Below are 18,265 nucleotides of genomic sequence, written 5' to 3' on the forward strand. Positions count from 1 at the left end.
CTAGGGGAGGTCCGCTCAGTCGGAGCCCGCAGGTGGAGGGGCATGCAGAAATCGACTGTGGTCGGTATCGAACACGTGGCTTGGCAGGCTTTGATCGTACACGGGATTGTCGACGATTCTTGCACGGCGTCGGAGTTCGTGGACGTACTTCGTATCCAGAAAAATATATGCAGGGATGGCTTCGCTCAGCGCCAGGCGAGCCGGTCCCAGATACAGATAGGCATCGACGGTCTTTGCGGTCACCTTGTCGATATCGTTCGGCACATAGGTCGTGATGTCGTGACCATTCGGCCCTTTTTTCGTCGTCATGGAGTAGGTCGTGCTCGGCAGCTTGCTCAACAAGTCCGCTAGCCAGGTGCCTTTGAGCGTGACCAGTGAGGGGCTGGGCCACGACGCCATGCGCTTTTCGAATGGTCGGTCGTATTTCTCGTAGGGCGTGCCCAGACCGAAGCCGTCATGCTTGGCGACAACGAATGTCTTGCCGGGGTATTTCCTTTCATACTTGCCTACCGCGGAGTCCTTCACGTCGTGGAACAGGTGATCCACGCCGAACAGCATGAGCGCTGTGCGATGCTTGCTCAGCACTTGCCGTTCCATGACTCTTGCAATGTTGGCGTCACGCGAGAAGTCCTGGCGCATCAGGTCGGCGTGGTTTCGTATCTTTGACCAGTCGATCGGCGGATCCCCGGCCAGCACCCGGATTTTTCTGGGTTCCGGGAGCGTCCTGTTGATCCTGCGAATCAGGGGGAAAAGCTGGTCGTAGAAACCCGAGACACCGCACATGGGTTGCGTCGTATTGCGCCAGACCTTTCTCGCATCGTCCAAAGACACGTCTGCGCCGGCGATGTAGCGATCGAGCAGCGGTTGATAGAGCGAATTCCCGCATTCGACGACGATATCGTCGACCTTTTCAGGGAACGCCGGATTGCGGATCAGCCTGAAGATGAAATCGTCCATGTCCTTGTCCGCATGACCGGCGCTCATCGCGACGACTTCATAGTGATCGAACGCTGAAAGAATGGCCTGGATCGCAGGTTTCGGCGAAGGATTGGCGCCTTCGGGCGTCAGAGGTTTCACCGGAGCATTAGTAGCTGGACGGGGCGGTGGAGGCGGTGGAGGCGGGAAGGCCCATGCCGACATGGGCGGTGCGGCCAGAGCCAGGCCCAGAAAGAGGCCGAGACATCGAGTGTGGCCGATTGCGAGTTTCATGCGTGCGATGTGCATTCCGGTCCGGGTCCCTATGGCAGCGATTCCGAATGGGTGATGCTCGGGTACTAAGCATCATTATCCGGAGAGACTGCAAGGTAGTCGGTGGCGCCACGTGCGGCTAGAACGGTTTTTGCCTGGCAATCACAAAGCCAGGCGGCTGAACTTGGCTTTAGAGCGCCCGGAATTGCGTCGGCAACATGGATGTCTGCTGGCGGAATGTCCGCGTGAAATGACTTTGGTCGGCGAAACCGCATGCATAGGCGATGTCCGCCAAGTTGCGGTCACTCGTCTTCATCCACGCCAGAGCATGATCGATCTTGAGTCTGCGCATGTACTCTCCGAGCGTGCAGCCGAGGTAGCGCGGAAAGTGCTTGGAGATCGTGACCGGACTCACGCCGCTCGCCTGTGCCAACTGATCGAGTCGAATCCGGCTGTGCCACTGATCGTGGATGCATTGGTGGACCTTTTTCATCCAGTCCGGCCATGTTTCCGGAGAGAACCTTCGATCCGAGAATGTCGTCAATGTATGTAGAAACATCTGCAGCGATGCGTCTACATGCTCATCGTTGAGGAGGGTTTCCTTGTACATCTTCAGAAGCACCAGGCGGGCATTCGGATGTTGCTGCAGTCCTGTGTGCAGGTCTGCTTCTGAAATGAAGTTGTTGCGCAGGCATGCCGGGGTCAGTTCCACGTTGATGTTCAACGTGGGCAGCTGCGTGTTGTTGTTGCGGTGCGGTTCGTTCTGACGGTAGAAGAGCACTTTGCCGGGGCGCGCTTCGTGTTCCGAGGTCTTCCGCACTTCACGATTGCCGCCTCGCAGCACGTAGGTGATATGGGTGCTGCTGTGGGCATGCCAGCCTTCATAGACCCCGCGTCGGTATATCGTCTTGCTCACGACAATGCCAGCAACCTTCCGGCTTTGCTGGTTTTCCCCCAGATATTGGCCACTGTGCATCATGCGCATGGCATCGCCTTTTCTGTCCGGGCTGTGATTTAGCTACAAAGTAGCGCAATGCTGGCGGCGATGGACGAGTGGATGCTTGTCCTCGCCGGGGGGCGATCTGGGCGAATGCGGTTGAGTGAAGGCGTACTCGTGAACGAGAGCGTGTTTGCTTGCGCGAAGATTTCTGATCTGCGGTGCTGTCTCAGACGGTAGGTGATGGTGGGTCAGCGCAAGTGCTCGCGCATCAGGGTCGCCACCGCTTCGGGGTGTTCAAGATGCAAGTGATGGTGGCCGGCAAGGTATTCGATGCGGAGGTCGGCGACGTGTGCGGCGCGTTCGTGCATCATCGTGTCGGGCAGGTAGGGCGTCTGCGGGCGCGCAAGCAGCAGGAGCGTCGGCGCGGCGATGCCTGCGAGCAGGCGGCGGATCTGTGCTTCGTCCATGCGCACCGGCGTGGGCAGGGTCAGGCGCGGATCGCTGGACCAGCGGTAGCCATCGCCAACTCGGATCAGGCCGCGCTCGACGATGCCCTGCGCCTGCTCCGCGGGCAGATCGGTGGCGGCGGCACGTGCGGCGACGGCGCTGTCGACATCGGGGAAGACGCTGAGTCGACGCGTACCGCGGCGCAGTCGCCGCGCGGTGGCGTCGCGGAAGCGCTGCAGGCTGCGCGCGGGATCGTCGGCGAGCGGTCCGAGCCCTTCGATCAGGCCGAGCCGGCGCACGCGGTCCGGCGCGGCGGCGGCGACCAGGCTGGCGACGCCCGCACCCAGCGAGTGGCCGAGCAGGTCGAACTGCTGCAGTGCCAGTGCGTCGGCCGCGGCGAGCACGGCGGCGACGTATTCGGCGATGCCGTAGGCCACGAACGGACTGGCCGGCAGGTGTGCGGAACGGCCGTGGCCCGGCAGGTCCAGCGCGATCAGGCGATGGGTGTCCAGGTGCGGCGCCAGTCGTTCGAAGCTGGCGGCGTTGTCGAGCCAGCCGTGCAGTGCCAGCACGGGCGGAGCGTCGGCCGGGCCGTGGATGCAGGCCTTCAGCGCCAGGCCGGCGGCGTCGAGATCACGTTCGATCATGATTCGCGCAGAGCGGATGCGCGGCGGTGCGCGTCCGCCAGTGTTTCGGTGGCGCTCGCGGGATCGTAGTCGTCGGCGACTTCCGGCCAGCCCTGCATGTGCCGCAGGGCGAGGTCGGTCAGCGCCCTGATGTGGGCCGGCTGGTCATTGAGCGCGGGGATGTAGCGCAGCGTCTCGCCGCCGGCTTCGACGAAGAAGTCGCGGTTCTGCATCGCCACTTCCTCCAGTGTCTCCAGGCAGTCGACGGCGAAGCCCGGGCACAGCACGTCCAGCTTGCGCACGCCATCGGTAGCCAGCTGGCGCACGGTTTCGTCGGTGTAGGGGTGCAGCCAGCGTTCGCGGCCGACGCGCGACTGGAAGCTGACGACGAGTTCGTCCTCGCCCATGCCCAGTCGCTCGCGCAGCAGGCGCGCGGTGGCCTGGCACTGGCAGAAGTACGGATCGCCAGCGTGGAAATAGCGCTCGGGGATGCCGTGGAAGGACAGCAGCAGCTTGTCGCCGCGCCCGTGTGCGTCCCAGTGCGCGCGCACGCTGGCGGCGAGCGCGTCGATCACGGCGGCCTCGGCGTGGTAGTCGTTGACGATGCGCAGCTCGGGCGGCCAGCGCAGGGTCTTCAGGGTGTCGGCCACGGCATCGAGGACCGATCCGGTCGAGGTGGCCGAGTACTGCGGGTACAGCGGCAGCACCAGCAGCCGGCGCACGCCTTCGCGCTGCAGTTGGGCGATGGTGTCGGCCACGCTCGGCTGCCCGTAGCGCATCGCCAGGGCGACCCGGATCGGGCCACGGTGGCGTCGGCCCAGTTCGGCCTGCATGCCGGTAGCCAGCGATTCGCTGAACACGCGCAGCGGCGAACCCTGCTCGGTCCAGATCTTGGCGTAGGCCTCGGCCGAGCGCGGCGGGCGCACGCGCAGGATCACGCCGTGCAGAATCGGCATCCACAGCCAGCGCGGGTACTCGATGACGCGCGGGTCGCCGAGGAATTCGGCCAGATACGGACGCACGGCCTTGGCCGTCGGCGCTTCGGGCGTGCCCAGATTTACCAGCAGTACACCTGCCGCCGGTAGGCTGTCATGGCGATAGCCGGCCAGGCCGGTATAGTTCGTGGATGCTTGCATCGGGCCAGGATTCGCGCGGGATTCGATGCAGTCTGCCACAAGCCCATGCGCGCTTGCCGGGACGAAGCCGGCGGTGCGTTTGAAGTTCTACAGCGTTCGGAGACTTTTCATGTCCAAGCAGCGTTTTCACGCTTTTCTGCTGGTCGCGGTCAGCGCCTTCCTTCCGTTGGCGGCGGCGCATGCCGACGATCGCGGCGAAGCGCTTCAGCGCGCCAGCAAGGCCGTCACCGTGCTGGCGCAGATCCAGCAGGCGCCGGACAAGGCCATTCCGCAGGAGCTGCTGCGCAACGCCAAGGCCATCGTGGTGGTGCCGGACGTGGTCAAGGCCGGTCTGATCTTCGGCGGCCAGCACGGCCGCGGTCTGGTCTCGGTGCGCACGGCCAACGGCACCTGGTCGAACCCGGTCTTCGTCAGCCTGACCGGCGGCAGCATTGGTTTCCAGGCCGGCGTGTCCGCGACCGACGTGGTGCTGGTGTTCCGCACCCAGCGCGGCGTCGATTCGCTGGTCGACGGCAAGTTCACGCTGGGCGTGGACGCGGCCGCCGCCGCCGGCCCGGTCGGCCGCAACGCGCATGCCTCGACCGATGCCCAGTTCAAGGCCGAGATCTACTCCTATTCGCGCTCGCGCGGTCTGTTCGCCGGCGTGTCCCTGAACGGTTCGGTATTGCGTATCGATTACGACGCCGACGCCGCCGTCTACGGTCCCGGCATCACTCCGCGCCGCATCTTCGAGGGCGGCGTCACCAACGTGCCCAATCCGGTGGTGGATTTCCGCGACCGCCTGGAGGAGTACACTGCGAAGTAGCCCGGCACGCGAAGGCGGTCCGGACCGGGCGATCCGCGTGGCGGATCGCCCTTTTACTGTGCTGTTTTGATTGAGGAAACCCCGTGAGCGTAGGTCCCTTCCAACTGCTGCTGATCGTGCTGATCATCGTGCTGCTGTTCGGCACCAAGAAACTCGGCAATATCGGTTCCGACCTGGGCAAGGCGATTCGTGGCTTCAAGAAAGGCATGAGCGACGACGACAAGGAAGACGACGCCTCCGAGAAGCTGAAGGCGGATGCCCCGGCCCCGGCGGCGGACGCCAAGCGCGAGAGCGAGAGCGAAAAGTCCTCGCAGGATACGTCCGGTCACTGACCGGCTCCGTCCCGCCTCATGTTCGATATCGGTTTCGGCGAACTGCTGCTGATCGCGGTGGTGGCCCTGGTGGTGCTCGGTCCCGAGCGTCTGCCGGGTGCCGCGCGCACGGTCGGCACGCTGCTGCGCCGCCTGCGCAACGGCTGGGAGAGCGTGCGCGCGGAAGTCGAGCGCGAGATCGAGGCCGAGGAGATGAAGCGCAACCTGAAGGAAGCGCAAGAACACATCCGCCGGACCAGCGAGCAGGCCAAGGACACGGTGCGCGAAGGCGCCGATCGCGTGCGCGAGGCCGCCGACGCGATGAAGGGCCAGCCGCTGCGCGAGGACGACGATCCCGAGCGCCCCGCGGAGCAGTCCGCCGCTGCGGATGCATCCCCGAAGCCGGACGATACGGCACGCGCCGCCTCCGGCGAGGAGCGTCGCGATGAGCGCTGAGACCGAGCAGCCGCAGGCTGAGGAGAGCCTGATCTCCCACCTGATCGAGCTGCGCTCGCGCATCATCCGCAGCGTGCTCGCCGTGGCGGTGCTGTTCGTGGCGCTGTTTCCGTTCCGCGAATGGCTGTACACCGAGCTGGCCGAGCCGCTGGTGCGACACCTTCCGCACGGCGGGCACCTGATCGCGACCGAGGTCTCCAGCCCGTTCTTCACCCCCATCAAGCTGACCGCCGTGCTGGCCCTGGTGCTGGCGATGCCGGTGGTGATCTACCAGTTCTGGGCCTTCGTCAGCCCCGGTCTGTACCGGCACGAGAAGCGACTGGCGCGTCCGCTGCTGGTGTCGGCGGTGCTGCTGTTCTACACCGGGTGTGCGTTTGCGTATTTCCTGGTCATGCCCGCGGCTTTCCGCTTCTTGACGGCGGTGACGCCGCAGGGCGTGGAGATGATGACCGACATCAACCACTACCTCAGCTTTGTGCTGACGCTGTTTTTCGCCTTCGGACTGTGCTTCGAGGTGCCGGTGGCGGTGGTGATCCTGGTCGCGATCGGGCTGCTTTCGGTGGACAAGCTGCGCAAGTCGCGGCCCTACGTGGTGGTGGTGTGCTTCGCTGCCGCCGCGGTGCTAACGCCGCCGGACGTCATGTCCCAGGTGCTGCTGGCGGTGCCGATGTACCTGCTGTTCGAGGCCGGGATTCTGGCGGCGAAACTGCTGGTGCGTCCGGACGACGCCGCGTCCGACGCGTAAGAGTGACGCTCTTGCCGCGCTAGTGCGCGGCGGCGGGCGTCTGCCGCCGACTCAGCGCCAGTCCCTTCAGCACGTTCAATGCCTGCGCCAGCGCGTAGTCGCTGCGCGCCAGCGCCCCGTCCTCGTCGGGCTTGATCGGCGTCGGGCGGGAGACGTCCGGCTGCTCGTTGGCGAGGTGGTTGGGCAGATCGGCTTCCGAGCCGATCAGTGACGGGCCGTGGTCGCCCTGCCGCGCGACGAGGTCGGCGATGCGGATGTCCGGGGCAATGCCTTCGGCCTGGATCGAGCGGCCGTCCGGCGTGTAGTAGCGCGCGGTGGTCAGTTTGATGGCATGGTTTTCGTCGATCGGGATGACGGTCTGCACCACGCCCTTGCCGAAGGTGCGTCGACCCATGATCAGTGCGCGATGATTGTCCTGCAGCGCGCCGGCGACGATCTCGGCGGCCGAGGCGGTGCCGTGGTCGACCAGCACGATCAGCGGCGCGCCGTGCAGCAGATCTCCCGCGTGCGCATCGAATGCCATGTTGGCATCGGGCAGGCGACCGCGGGTGCGGACGATGCGGCCGCGGTCGAGAAAGGCGTCGCTGACACCGACTGCTGCCGTAAGCAGGCCGCCCGGATTGCTGCGCAGATCCAGCACCGCGCCTCGCTGGGGACCGTTCGCCTTGACCAGCGCGGTGAACTTTCGCTGCAGGTCGTCGCTGGTGTCTTCCTGGAACTGGCTGACGCGCAGGTAGGCGTAGCCCGGCTCCAGCTCGCGCAGGGTCACGCTGGTCAGGGCGATGCGTTCGCGCGTCATCGCCACGTCGACCGGCAGGCCGGATTTGTCGTGCAGCACGGTGAGCGTGATGGGCGTGCCGGGTGCGCCGCGCAGCTTGGCGATGGAGGCGTTGATGTCGGCGGGATCGACCGGGGCCTGATCGACCTTGAGGATGACGTCGCCGGGGCGGATGCCGGCGCGCGCGGCGGGCGAGCCGTCGAGCGGCGCGACCACCATCAGCTCGCCGTTGACCTGCGCCACTTCCACGCCCAGCCCGCTGTAGCGGCCGCTGGTGTCCTCGGCGAGGTTGTCCAGTCCCTTGCGGCCCAGATAGGCGCTGTGCGGATCTAGGCCGGACAGCATTCCGGCGATGGCCTTGTCCATCAGCTCGCGGTTGCTGATTTTCTCCACGTAGGCCTGGCGGATGATGGCGTAGGCGCGGGTGAAGTTGCGGATGTCGCGCAGATCGACGGTGTCGTCCTGTGCCATCGTGCTGGCGGCGGAGGCGGGAGCGGTCGTGGATGGCGGGTCGGAGGCGTGCACGACGCCGGGTAGACAGAGCGCCGTGAACAGTGTGAGCAGTCGCATCGCAGTCGGGCGCATGAAGGTCTCCGGTCAGTGCGTTGCCATCATCGGTGTCGCGTCAGCCAGGGAAGTGGGTTGACGGCCTTGCCTTTGTGCCGCAGTCCGAAATATACGCCTTCGTGGCCGCCGGTTTCGACGCCCACGGTGCCGAGCTTCTCGCCGGCGTCGACCCAGTCGCCGACGTCGCGCAGCAGTGACTCGTTGTCACCGTACAGGCTCATCCAGCCGTTGCCGTGATCGACGATGATGAGCATGCCGTAGCCGCGCAGCCAGTTGGCGAAGGCGACGCGCCCGTGGGCGACGGCGCGCACGGAACTGCCGCGTTGGGCGTCGATGGTGACGCCGTCGCCGCTGCGCGTGAGCTTGCCGCGCACCGGCCAGGGCAGGTGCCCACGGCGCTTGGCGAACGGCGTGTCGTCCGGCAGCTTGCGCGGGATGTCGGCGAACACGTTGCGCAGGCGCGCGATGAGGTCGTTGAGCTGCTTCTGGTTGCGCTTGAGCTGATCCAGCTGTCGGCCCTGTTGCTTGAGCTGGTTCTGTGCTTTCGCCAACAGTGCGCGCTGTTGGTCGCGCGCGTCGTTCAGGGCCTGCGCGTGTGCCTGACGCTGTGCGCGTTCCTGCTCCAGCGCCTGCTGCTCCTGGGCGATGCGTTGCTGCAGGTCCTGCAGCTTGGCGAGATCCTGCATCAGACTGTGGATGCGCTGGATGCGGTCGCGCTGGAAGTAGCGCGAATACGCCAGCGCGCGACCGATGCGGGCGATGTCGTCGTCGCCCAGCAACAGGCGCAGATCCGAACCGTGGCCGAGTGCGTAGGCGGCGCGCAGCAGATCGCCGAGGGCGGCGCGCTGGGCATGCAGCTTGGCGTCCAGCGGCTTGCGTTGGGCGTCGAGCGCATCCAGCTGCTTGCGCTTGGCGGCGATCGCGGCATCGCTCTCGCGCACGGCGCGCGCGGCGGCGTTGAGCCGGTCGGCCTGTTGGCCCAGTTCGGCGCTGATCTTGTCGCGGCGGGTCGCGGTGTCGCGCTGCGCACGGGTCAGCTGCGCGATCTGCTTCTTCACCGCTTCCAGTCTGGCCTTGGCCTGCGCCTGTTCCCGGCTGTTCGCGTCGGCGTGCGCCACGCGCGGCAGCGCGCCAGCCAGCAGAACCAGCAGCATCAGAATCGGCAGGACGCCGGGGCGGAGGAAGCGACGGGTGAACGACATGCCGTTCGATTATGCCTGCCGACCGGGCCGGAAGCGATGCGTCGCGACTGGCGGGAAGGCGGTGCGGTCATCGACAATACAGTTCGGTTCACGGAGTCTTCGCGCATGTGTCTGATCGCTTTCGCCTGGCAGGCGCACCCCCGCTGGCGGTTGCTGCTGCTGGCCAATCGCGATGAATTCCATGCCCGCCCGACCGCGCCGCTGGCGACCTGGGATGGCAGGCCGGGCATGGCGGCGGGCCGCGATCTGCGCGCCGGCGGCACTTGGCTGGGCGCCTGCGCGGACGGCCGCGTGGCCACGGTGACCAATGTGCGTGATCCGGGTCACGGTGGCGACGGCGCGTCGCGCGGACTGCTGGTCAGCGACTACCTGCGCAGTACGCAGCCTTGCCGAGCATGGGGCGAAGCCCTGCATGCCCGTGACGTGACCTACCGTCCGTTCAACCTGCTGTGTTTCGACGCCGAGGAGGCCTGCTACCTGGGCAACCATCCGCAGGCCAAGCAGCGTCGGGTGGAACCGGGCGTGCACGGTTTGTCCAACGCCGATTTCGATACGCCGTGGCCGAAGACGCAGGCGTTGATGCAGCGATTGACGGCGTGGATCGAGCAGGAGACCGACGCGTTCGCGCCGCTGTGGGCGGCGCTGGCCGATTCCGGCGAATGGCCCGACGCGATGCTGCCGGATACCGGTGTCGGCATCGAGCGCGAGCGCATGCTCTCGGCGGCCTTCATTCGCGGTCGCGACTACGGCACGCGCGCCAGTACCCTGGTCGCTGTCGGGCACGACGGGCGGGTGTGGATGAGCGAGCGCCGCTTCGGGCCGCTGGGCGTCTTCGAAGGCGAGCGGACCCTGGAACTGTGCTCAGGAACCGGCTGACGTGCGGGTGGCGTCGGCGCCGAGCTTGCGATAAAGCGTGCTGCGGCTGATGCCGAGACGGCGCGCGGCGGCGGACACGTTGCCGTGGCAGGCGTCGAGTGCGGCGCGCATCGCCTCGCGCTGCAGTTGCTCCATGGCGGGGATGTCGCCGTCGGCCAGTCGTGTCGGCATGGCGCGGCCGGTTTCCCGAGCCGGCTGCAGGTTGGCGGGAAGGTCCTCGGGAGCGATGGTCTGTCCGGGCGTGCCCAGCGCCAGCAGCGTGCGCAGCGCGCCGATCAGCTGGCGCATGTTGCCCGGCCAGGACAGCGTGGCGAGGTGCTGCAGGGTTTGCGGCGCCAGCGGCATGTTCTGGTCGTCGCCGCCGAGCGCGCGCCACAGCTGCGTGATGCGGTCGGCCAGATCCGCCTGTTCGCGTAGTGGCGGCAGGCATAGCGTGGTCTGCGCGATGCGGTAGTACAGGTCGGCGCGGAAGCGGCCGCTTTCGACGTCGGCGGCGACGTCGCGATGGCTGGCGGCGATCACCGCGAAATCCACCGGCGTGGCGCGACCGCCGCCGAGTGGCGTGATTTCGCGTTCTTGCAGCACGCGCAGCAGACGCGTCTGCAGGGCGGCCGGCATGTCGCCGATCTCGTCCAGGAACAGCACGCCGCCGTCGGCGTCGCGCAGCAGCCCGGTGGCGCCTTCGCGGCGCGCGCCGGTGAAGGCGCCGGGCCGATAGCCGAACAGTTCCGATTCGATCAGGTTTTCCGGCAACGCAGCGCAGTTGATCGCCACGAAGGGCGCGTCGGCGCGCCGGCTGCGGCGATGAAGTTCGCGCGCGGCGACTTCCTTGCCGCTGCCGGTCTCGCCCTGCAGCAGCACGGGAATGTCGGCATCGAGCAGGCGCGCGTGGCGCTGCAGGGCGTCGCGCATGGCGTCGTCGAAGAGCGGCGCGATCCGCTTGGTCGGCGTCGACGGGGCGGCGCTGCGCCGCGCGGTGCGTGGCAGCCGCGCCGGGATCACGTCGCGCTGCGCCTGGAACGCGATCCCGCCCGGACCGCGCAGTTCCTGCACGCCCCGGCCTCGCGGCTGCGCCGATTCGAACAGGCTGCTGTAGCGGCAGCGGCCGACCTCGTCCCAGTCCACGCCCAGCATGTCCAGCGCGTAGCGGTTGGCGGCGACCAGGTGGTGGTCCTCGAACACCAGCACGCCCTCGCGGTGCGTGCCGAGCAGGGCGGCGTCGGCATGCAGGCGGATGACCTCGCGTCCGGCCAGCTCGCGTTCCAGCAGGCGGCGCTCGATCTGGTCGACGGCGAAGCGCACCATGCCCAGCGCGTGCACGTGATGCACGCTGGCCTCGCCGGACAGGTCAAGCAGGCCGACGATGCGACCGCGTCCGTCGAGGATCGGCGAGGCCGAGCAGCTGAGCACGCGGTGCGCGCCGAAGTAGTGCTCCGCGCCGCGCACCTCGACCGCGCGCTTGTCGTGCAGTGCGGTGCCGATGGCGTTGGTACCGGTGTGGTCCTCGCTCCAGGTCACGCCCGGTCGCAGGGACACCCGCGCGGCCTTGTCGAGAAAGTCCGCGCTGCCCATGGCGTCGAGAATGAGTCCGTCCGGGGCCGTCAGCATGACCACGCTGCCGGTGGCCTGGGCGTCGGTGTACAGCGCTTCCATCTCCGGTCGACACAGGCGGCACAGTTCTTCGTAGCGCTCGCGCAGCGCGCGCACGGCGGCCTGTTCCAGCGGGCCGGCGTCCAGCCGTGCGTCGCTGGCCAAACCCAGTGCGCGGCAGCGGTTCCAGGATTGCGCGATGGTGTCGGAGACCAGTCCCCGCGGCGGCAGACCGGCTTCGAAGAAGCGGCGGCGCGCGGAACGGATGCTGTCGGTGGAGAGGGTACGGCGCATGGCGAACTCCCGACTGTCGCATTCTGCGACAGTGTCTCAGGCGACTGTCTCCCTACAGAGCACACAATCCGTGCCCGGCGCAAGTGCAGTGCGCGACGGATTGTCTCGGCTTGAAACGGTATGCGCTCATAACTTCATGTAATAGAAGGCATTGCTCGCCACGCTCCCGAAGTGCGAATCGTTCCCGCGCGTGGTTGGCACGACCTGTGCGTTGTCCTGTACACCTTGCACACAACGGGAGCCGAGGACATGACCAAGCTGGAACAACACCACCTGCCGGTACAGGTGCCCTTCAAGCAGCGCTACGACAACTTCATTGGCGGCCAGTGGGTCGCGCCGAAGGCGGGCCGCTACTTCGAGAACATCACGCCGATCACCGGCAAGCCGTTCTGCGAGATCGCACGCTCGGACAAGGACGATGTGGAAGCCGCGCTGGATGCCGCACACAAGGCCAAAGATGCCTGGGGGCGGATGTCCGTGGCCGAGCGCGCACTGATCCTCAACCGCATTGCCGACCGCATGGAGGAAAACCTCGAACTGCTGGCGCATGCCGAGACCTGGGACAACGGCAAGCCGATCCGCGAGACGATGAACGCCGATCTGCCGCTGGCGGTGGATCACTTCCGCTACTTCGCCGGCGCGATCCGCGCCCAGGAAGGCGGCATCAGCGAGATCGACCACGACACGGTGGCCTACCACTTCCATGAACCGCTGGGCGTGGTCGGTCAGATCATCCCGTGGAATTTCCCGCTGCTGATGGCGACCTGGAAGCTGGCGCCGGCGCTGGCCGCCGGCAACTGCGTGGTGCTCAAGCCCGCTGAGCAGACTCCGGCCGGCATCCTGGTCTGGGCCGAGCTGATCGCCGATCTGCTGCCGCCGGGCGTGCTCAACATCGTCAACGGCTTCGGTCTGGAGGCGGGCAAACCGCTGGCGTCCAGCGACCGCATCGCCAAGATCGCCTTCACCGGCGAGACCACCACCGGCCGCCTGATCAGCCAGTACGCCAGCCAGAACCTGATTCCGGTGACGCTGGAACTGGGCGGCAAGTCGCCGAACATCTTCTTCGACGATGTCGCCCGCGAAGACGATGATTTCTTCGACAAGGCCATCGAGGGCTTCGTGCTGTTCGCGCTCAACCAGGGCGAGGTCTGCACCTGCCCGTCGCGCGCGCTGGTGCACGAATCGATCTACGAGAAATTCATGGAACGCGCGATCGAGCGCGTGAACGCGATCAAGCAGGGCAACCCGCTCGATCCCGAGACCATGATCGGTGCGCAGGCTTCCAACGAGCAGATGGAGAAGATCCTGTCCTACCTCGACATCGGCCGGCAGGAAGGCGCCGAGGTGCTGGCGGGCGGCGGGCGCGCCGAGTTGGGCGGCGAACTCAAGGACGGCTACTACGTCCAGCCGACCGTGTTCCGCGGCCACAACAAGATGCGCATCTTCCAGGAAGAGATCTTCGGGCCGGTGGTCTCGGTGACCACGTTCAAGGACGAGGACGAAGCCATGGCGATCGCCAACGACACGCTGTACGGGTTGGGCGCCGGTGTGTGGAGTCGCGACATCAATCGCTGCTACCGCTTCGGTCGCGGCATCCAGGCCGGTCGCGTGTGGACCAACTGCTATCACGCCTATCCGGCGCACGCCGCGTTCGGCGGCTACAAGCAGTCCGGCATCGGTCGCGAGAACCACAGCATGATGCTGGAGCACTACCAGCAGACCAAGAATATGCTGGTCAGCTATTCGCCGAAGAAGCTCGGTTTCTTTTGATCCGTGCCGTGCGCTCTCGCCACCGTGCCGGTGGTGGGGGCGCACGGGCCGATCACGATGCGTCGGTCGGTTCTGGCTTGAGTCGGCGCATGGTTCGGAAGCCCACCCTACGCGGATCGAGAGGCGTCAGCGTCGACCTATTTTGAACGGAGAGTGCTCATGCAAAAGACCATGAAGGCCGCCGTGGTTCGTGCGTTCGGCGAACCGCTGGTGATCGAGGAAGTCGAGGTGCCGCGTCCGGGTCCGGGCGATCTGCTGGTCAAGATCGAGGCTTGCGGTGTTTGTCACACGGATCTGCATGCCGTCGAGGGCGACTGGCCGGTCAAACCCAGCCCGCCTTTCATCCCCGGCCACGAGGGCGTGGGCCATGTGGTCGCCGTCGGCGCTGGCGTATCCCATGTCAAGGAAGGCGATCGTGTCGGCATTCCGTGGCTGTATTCGGCCTGCGGTCACTGCGAACATTGCCTGGGCGGCTGGGAAACGCTGTGCCATCAGCAGCAGAACGCCGGCTATTCGGTCAACGGCGGTTTCGCCGAATACGCGCTGGCCCATGCCGATTACGTCGGCCACTTGCCCCGCAGCGTCGGGTTCATCGAGATCGCACCGGTGCTGTGCGCCGGCGTGACGGTGTACAAGGGCCTGAAGATGACCGATACCCGACCGGGGAACTGGGTCGTGATCTCTGGGATCGGCGGTCTCGGGCACATGGCCGTGCAGTACGCCAAGGCGATGGGCCTGAACGTGGCCGCGGTGGACATCGACGATGCCAAGTTGAAGCTGGCGGAACACCTGGGCGCTGCCGTCACCGTCAATGCGGCGACCACCGACCCGGTGGCCTATCTGAACAAGGAGATCGGCGGCGCCCACGGCGTGCTGGTCACAGCGGTTTCGCCGAAGGCCTTCGAACAGGCCGTGGGCATGGTTCGCCGTGGCGGCACCGTATCGCTGAACGGCTTGCCGCCAGGTCAGTTCCCGCTGGATATCTTTGGCATGGTGCTCAACGGGGTGACGGTACGGGGTTCCATCGTCGGAACCCGACTGGATTTGCAGGAAGCATTGGATTTCGCCGGGACGGGCAAGGTCGCGGCCACCGTCGCAGCCGATCGGTTGGAGAACATCAACACCGTGTTCGAGCACATGCGCAAGGGCCAGATCGAAGGCCGCGTCGTTCTGGACATGGCTCTTTGAGCGTTGTGGCATGAACCGCGTTTCCGCATTGCTGGAACCGCCTTCGCGGGTGCAGGCCACGCCGGCCGCCGAGGCGTTGATCGCTGCGCTGAGCGCGCAGCACGGGCCGCTGCTGTTCCACCAGTCCGGCGGCTGTTGCGACGGGTCGTCGCCGATGTGCTACCCGCAGGACGATTTCATCGTCGGCGATCGCGACGTGCTGCTGGGCGAGGTGGCCGGCGCGCCGTTCTACATGAGTCCCTCGCAGTACGAATACTGGAAGCACACCCAGCTCACTCTCGATGTGGTGCCCGGGCAGGGCGGCATGTTCTCGCTGGACAACGGCACCGGGACGCGCTTCCACATCCGCTCGCGCCTGTTCACCGATGACGAGGTCGCGGCGTTGCAGGCGGCCGGCCGCTTCTAGCTGCGAGGTTTCGCCGCGCTCGCACGCTATGATGCGCGCGGATGGAGATTGCTCTGGGGAGCGCGCAATGACGGGCATGCATCACGAACTGGCCTATGCGGTCACGGTTTTCATGGGGCTGTTCGCGATCATGAACCCGATCGCCAACGTGCCGATCTTTCTCGGACTCACCGATGGCGACGATGCCGCGACCCGGCGCAAGGTCGCGGCCCGTTCGCTGGCGTTGGCGTTCGTCATCGTGGCGGTGTTCGCGGTTGCCGGGAAACTGATCTTCGACCTGTTCGGCATGACCATGCCGGCGCTGCGCATCACCGGCGGCCTGTTGGTGTTCCTGATCGGTTTCCACATGCTGCAGGGAAACGGGTCGAAGGTGCATCAGCCCAGCAACGATGAGGCCAAGGGCGCGCGCGAGGCGCAGCTCGGCGTGGCGGTTTCGCCGTTGGCGATGCCGATCCTGGCCGGTCCCGGCACCATCGCCACGGCGATGAACTTCGCGGCCGATGGTGGCGTCACCTCGATGCTGGTCACTATCGGCGCCTTCGCCGTGCTGTGCGCGATCACCTATCTGCTGTTCGTCTCCGGCGAGCGCTTCGTGCGCCTGATCGGTGCCAGCGCGCTGGGTGTCATCACGCGGATGATGGGCCTGATCCTGGCGGTCATCGGCACGCAGATGGTCATCGCCGGTGTGCACGGTGCGATCCGGCTGGCCGGCTGAGCGCATGCGGGTGTCGGCGATCTCCCTGCGGACGGCATCATGCTGAATCGTCTGTGGTTCGGTTTCTTCCTGGCGGCGGCGATGGCCGGCCTGGCCAGCTGGCTGGTCGGCGGTCATGCCGACGTCTGGGCGGCGATGGTCGAAAGCCTGTTCCAGATGGCCAAACTGTCGGTGCAGGTGATGGTGCTGTTGTTCGGCACGCTGGCGCTGTGGCTGGGGTTCCTGAAGATCGCCGAGCGCGCCGGCCTGGTCGATGCGCTGGCGCGGTGGCTGGGGCCGCTGTTCCGGCGGCTGATGCCGGAGGTGCCGGCGGGTCATCCGGCGGTCGGTCTGATCTGCCTGAACTTCGCCGCCAATGTGCTGGGTCTGGACAACGCCGCTACGCCGATCGGCCTGCGCGCGATGCGCGAGTTGCAGACGCTCAACCCCAGTAACGATACCGCCAGCAACGCGCAGATCCTGTTCCTGGTGATGAACGCTTCATCGCTGACCTTGCTGCCGGTGACGATTTTCGTCTATCGCATGCAGCAGGGCGCGCACGATCCGACCCTGGTGTTCCTGCCGATCCTGCTGGCGACCAGCGCCTCGTCGCTGGTCGGGTTGCTGTCGGTGTCGGTGATGCAGCGTATCCGCTTGTGGGATCCGGTAGTGCTGGCCTGGCTGGGCGGCGGTGCCTTGCTGCTGGGCGGGTTCATGGCGCTGCTGGCGACGCTGTCCGCGACGGCGCTGGCGTCGTTGTCCTCGCTGCTGGGCAATCTGACGCTGTTCGCCATCATCATGGCTTTCCTGATCGCCGGCGCGTGGCGCAAGGTGCCACTCTACGAGACCTTCATCGAGGGCGCGAAGGACGGCTTCGACGTCGCCAAGAGTCTGTTGCCGTACCTGGTGGCGATGCTGTGCGCGGTCGGCGTGCTGCGCGCGTCGGGTGCGCTGGATTTCGCGTTGGACGGCATCCGTTGGCTGGCGCATGCCGCGCATCTGGACACGCGTTTCGTCGACGCGCTGCCGACGGCGCTGGTCAAACCGCTGTCGGGCAGCGCGGCGCGCGCGATGATGATCGAGACCATGCAGCACTCGGGTGTCGACAGCTTCCCGGCGCTGCTGGCGGCGACCATGCAGGGCAGCACCGAGACCACCTTCTACGTGCTGGCCGTGTACTTCGGCGCGGTCGGCATCCAGCGCGCGCGCCACGCCGTGGGCTGCGCGCTGATCGCCGACCTGGCCGGCGTGCTGGCCTCGATCGGCGTGTGCTACTGGTTCTTCGGCTAGCCGCTTCGGACACCTGCACGCAACGCATTGCGGCTACCATGTTGGGGAGTCTTTCTCTTTGCTCGCCTGAATGGACGTCTATCCCATGTGCATCGGTCTCGCCGTCAACCAGCTCCATCACGCCAACCGCGACGCCGCGTTGTATCGCTGGCTGCGCGTGTGCGAGGACAGCATCCGCGCGCTGCAGATGGAACTGCACGTGGTCGGCCGCACTTACGACGCGATGCTCGGCGAGGGCATGCTGCAGGGCTATCCGCCGCTCAAGCGCTATCCGTACGGGCGTCACGGTGGCCTGATGAAGCTGGTGGCCGAGGTGGTCGGCCTGGGCGAGACGCGCACGTTGGACGGCGCGATCTACCTGATCGATCCGGTCGATCCGTCGTCGGACTATCCCGAGGCCGCGGCGCTCAAGCGCCAGTGCGTGATCCACCACAAGCCGTTCGTGTCGACGGTCGCTGGCGCCATCGATTTCATCGAGTGCCAGCGCATGCACGCGGGTCTGGAGCCGCTTCCGGCCGCCGACCGCCTGTTCGCGTTCGAACGCCAGACCGTGGCGCTGATCGCTCATGACGCGCTGAAGCAGGACATGTTCGACTTCGCCGGCGCGCACTTCGATCTGCTCTCGCGCTTCGCCACCCGCGTGGCCACCGGCACCACCGGCCAGGGCCTGAACGAGCTGGCCTGGTCGCGCGGCTGGCCGAAGGACAAGGAGTGGGTGGTGCGCTACAACAGCGGACCGCTGGGCGGCGATGCGCAGATCGCCGACCGCATCCTCGATCAGCGCTGCCAGCGCGTGATCTTCTTCGAGGACCCGCACGTCGCGCGCCAGCACGAGGCCGACATCCGCCTGCTGGAACGCGCGGTGACCACCGTCACCGATGAGGCCATGTGCATGACCACGCCGGTTGTGGCGCAGCGCTGGATCGAGGCGGTGACGAAACGCGAGGCATTTTGAG

General features: G+C 66.5%; 17 protein-coding genes and 1 pseudogene. 11 read left to right on the plus strand and 7 right to left on the minus strand.

The window, feature by feature from the left end; all coding sequences use genetic code 11:
* Positions 1–15: 15 nt before the first annotated feature.
* The 4 genes from BTJ49_RS04105 to hemH form a co-directional block, all read right to left on the minus strand.
* Entirely contained in the window at positions 16–1,209 is a 1,194-nt protein-coding gene (locus tag BTJ49_RS04105; protein ID WP_146742263.1) for a hypothetical protein, read from the minus strand.
* 169 nt (positions 1,210–1,378) lie between these two features.
* Positions 1,379–2,173: an AraC family transcriptional regulator gene (locus BTJ49_RS04110; protein WP_113064122.1), complete on the minus strand. Its 795-nt coding sequence runs from the start codon at positions 2,171–2,173 to the stop codon at positions 1,379–1,381.
* 203 nt (positions 2,174–2,376) lie between these two features.
* Positions 2,377–3,222 (minus strand): alpha/beta hydrolase, encoded by an 846-nt coding sequence (locus tag BTJ49_RS04115; protein WP_113064123.1) that lies wholly within the window; start codon positions 3,220–3,222, stop codon positions 2,377–2,379.
* The gene (gene hemH / locus BTJ49_RS04120; RefSeq protein WP_113064124.1) at positions 3,219–4,337 is read right to left on the minus strand and encodes a ferrochelatase; all 1,119 of its coding nucleotides are present in this window, start codon (positions 4,335–4,337) and stop codon (positions 3,219–3,221) included. The genes BTJ49_RS04115 and hemH overlap by 4 nt, the downstream gene beginning before the upstream one ends.
* A gap of 109 nt (positions 4,338–4,446) precedes the next feature.
* Here hemH and BTJ49_RS04125 point away from each other — a divergent pair, with 109 nt between their 5' ends.
* The 4 genes and pseudogenes from BTJ49_RS04125 (at position 4,447) to tatC (ending at position 6,654) form a co-directional block, all read left to right on the plus strand.
* Positions 4,447–5,142: a lipid-binding SYLF domain-containing protein gene (locus tag BTJ49_RS04125; RefSeq protein ID WP_113064125.1), complete on the plus strand. Its 696-nt coding sequence runs from the start codon at positions 4,447–4,449 to the stop codon at positions 5,140–5,142.
* A gap of 83 nt (positions 5,143–5,225) precedes the next feature.
* The gene (tatA, locus tag BTJ49_RS16095; protein ID WP_113064126.1) at positions 5,226–5,474 is read left to right on the plus strand and encodes a twin-arginine translocase TatA/TatE family subunit; all 249 of its coding nucleotides are present in this window, start codon (positions 5,226–5,228) and stop codon (positions 5,472–5,474) included.
* An 18-nt stretch (positions 5,475–5,492) separates the two neighbouring features.
* Positions 5,493–5,747, plus strand: a pseudogene (tatB, locus tag BTJ49_RS15940) (Sec-independent protein translocase protein TatB); the annotation flags it as partial.
* A 151-nt stretch (positions 5,748–5,898) separates the two neighbouring features.
* Positions 5,899–6,654 carry a twin-arginine translocase subunit TatC gene (gene tatC / locus BTJ49_RS04140; RefSeq protein WP_113064128.1) on the plus strand — a complete coding sequence of 252 codons (756 nt, stop codon included), beginning with the start codon at positions 5,899–5,901 and terminating at the stop codon, positions 6,652–6,654.
* A 19-nt stretch (positions 6,655–6,673) separates the two neighbouring features.
* On the opposite strand, the gene BTJ49_RS04145 is transcribed toward tatC, so the two are convergent.
* Positions 6,674–8,017 (minus strand): S41 family peptidase, encoded by a 1,344-nt coding sequence (locus BTJ49_RS04145; RefSeq protein ID WP_113064129.1) that lies wholly within the window; start codon positions 8,015–8,017, stop codon positions 6,674–6,676.
* Positions 8,018–8,043: 26 nt separating this feature from the next.
* On the minus strand, positions 8,044–9,201 hold the full coding sequence (locus BTJ49_RS04150; protein WP_240601726.1) for a peptidoglycan DD-metalloendopeptidase family protein: 1,158 nt from the start codon (positions 9,199–9,201) through the stop codon (positions 8,044–8,046).
* A 105-nt stretch (positions 9,202–9,306) separates the two neighbouring features.
* Between BTJ49_RS04150 and BTJ49_RS04155 the strand changes: the two genes are divergently transcribed.
* Entirely contained in the window at positions 9,307–10,077 is a 771-nt protein-coding gene (locus BTJ49_RS04155; RefSeq protein ID WP_113064532.1) for an NRDE family protein, read from the plus strand.
* Here the strand turns inward: BTJ49_RS04155 and BTJ49_RS04160 are convergent.
* A complete protein-coding gene (locus BTJ49_RS04160; protein ID WP_113064130.1) occupies positions 10,063–11,961 on the minus strand; it encodes a sigma-54-dependent Fis family transcriptional regulator in 1,899 nt (632 codons plus the stop codon). The two genes, BTJ49_RS04155 and BTJ49_RS04160, sit on opposite strands and share 15 nt — an antisense overlap.
* Before the next feature lie 249 nt (positions 11,962–12,210).
* Here BTJ49_RS04160 and adh point away from each other — a divergent pair, with 249 nt between their 5' ends.
* From adh to BTJ49_RS04190, 6 genes are all read left to right on the plus strand, one after another.
* Positions 12,211–13,731, plus strand: coding sequence for an aldehyde dehydrogenase (gene adh / locus BTJ49_RS04165; protein WP_113064131.1), 1,521 nt, complete (start codon positions 12,211–12,213; stop codon positions 13,729–13,731).
* Between the two features lie 159 nt (positions 13,732–13,890).
* On the plus strand, positions 13,891–14,919 hold the full coding sequence (gene adhP, locus BTJ49_RS04170) for an alcohol dehydrogenase AdhP (RefSeq protein ID WP_113064132.1): 1,029 nt from the start codon (positions 13,891–13,893) through the stop codon (positions 14,917–14,919).
* Positions 14,920–14,929: 10 nt separating this feature from the next.
* Positions 14,930–15,325 (plus strand): DUF779 domain-containing protein, encoded by a 396-nt coding sequence (locus BTJ49_RS04175; protein ID WP_113064133.1) that lies wholly within the window; start codon positions 14,930–14,932, stop codon positions 15,323–15,325.
* Positions 15,326–15,392: 67 nt separating this feature from the next.
* On the plus strand, positions 15,393–16,040 hold the full coding sequence (locus BTJ49_RS04180) for a MarC family protein (RefSeq protein WP_206098366.1): 648 nt from the start codon (positions 15,393–15,395) through the stop codon (positions 16,038–16,040).
* 39 nt (positions 16,041–16,079) lie between these two features.
* Positions 16,080–17,309, plus strand: a complete 1,230-nt coding sequence (locus tag BTJ49_RS04185; RefSeq protein WP_113064134.1) for a spore maturation protein — start codon at positions 16,080–16,082, stop codon at positions 17,307–17,309.
* 85 nt (positions 17,310–17,394) lie between these two features.
* Positions 17,395–18,264 carry a methylglyoxal synthase gene (locus BTJ49_RS04190; RefSeq protein ID WP_113064534.1) on the plus strand — a complete coding sequence of 290 codons (870 nt, stop codon included), beginning with the start codon at positions 17,395–17,397 and terminating at the stop codon, positions 18,262–18,264.
* Position 18,265 lies beyond the last annotated feature (1 nt).

The sequence above is a fragment of the Oleiagrimonas sp. MCCC 1A03011 genome, assembly GCF_003267965.1.
GTDB classification, from domain to species: Bacteria; Pseudomonadota; Gammaproteobacteria; order Xanthomonadales; family Rhodanobacteraceae; genus Oleiagrimonas; species Oleiagrimonas citrea.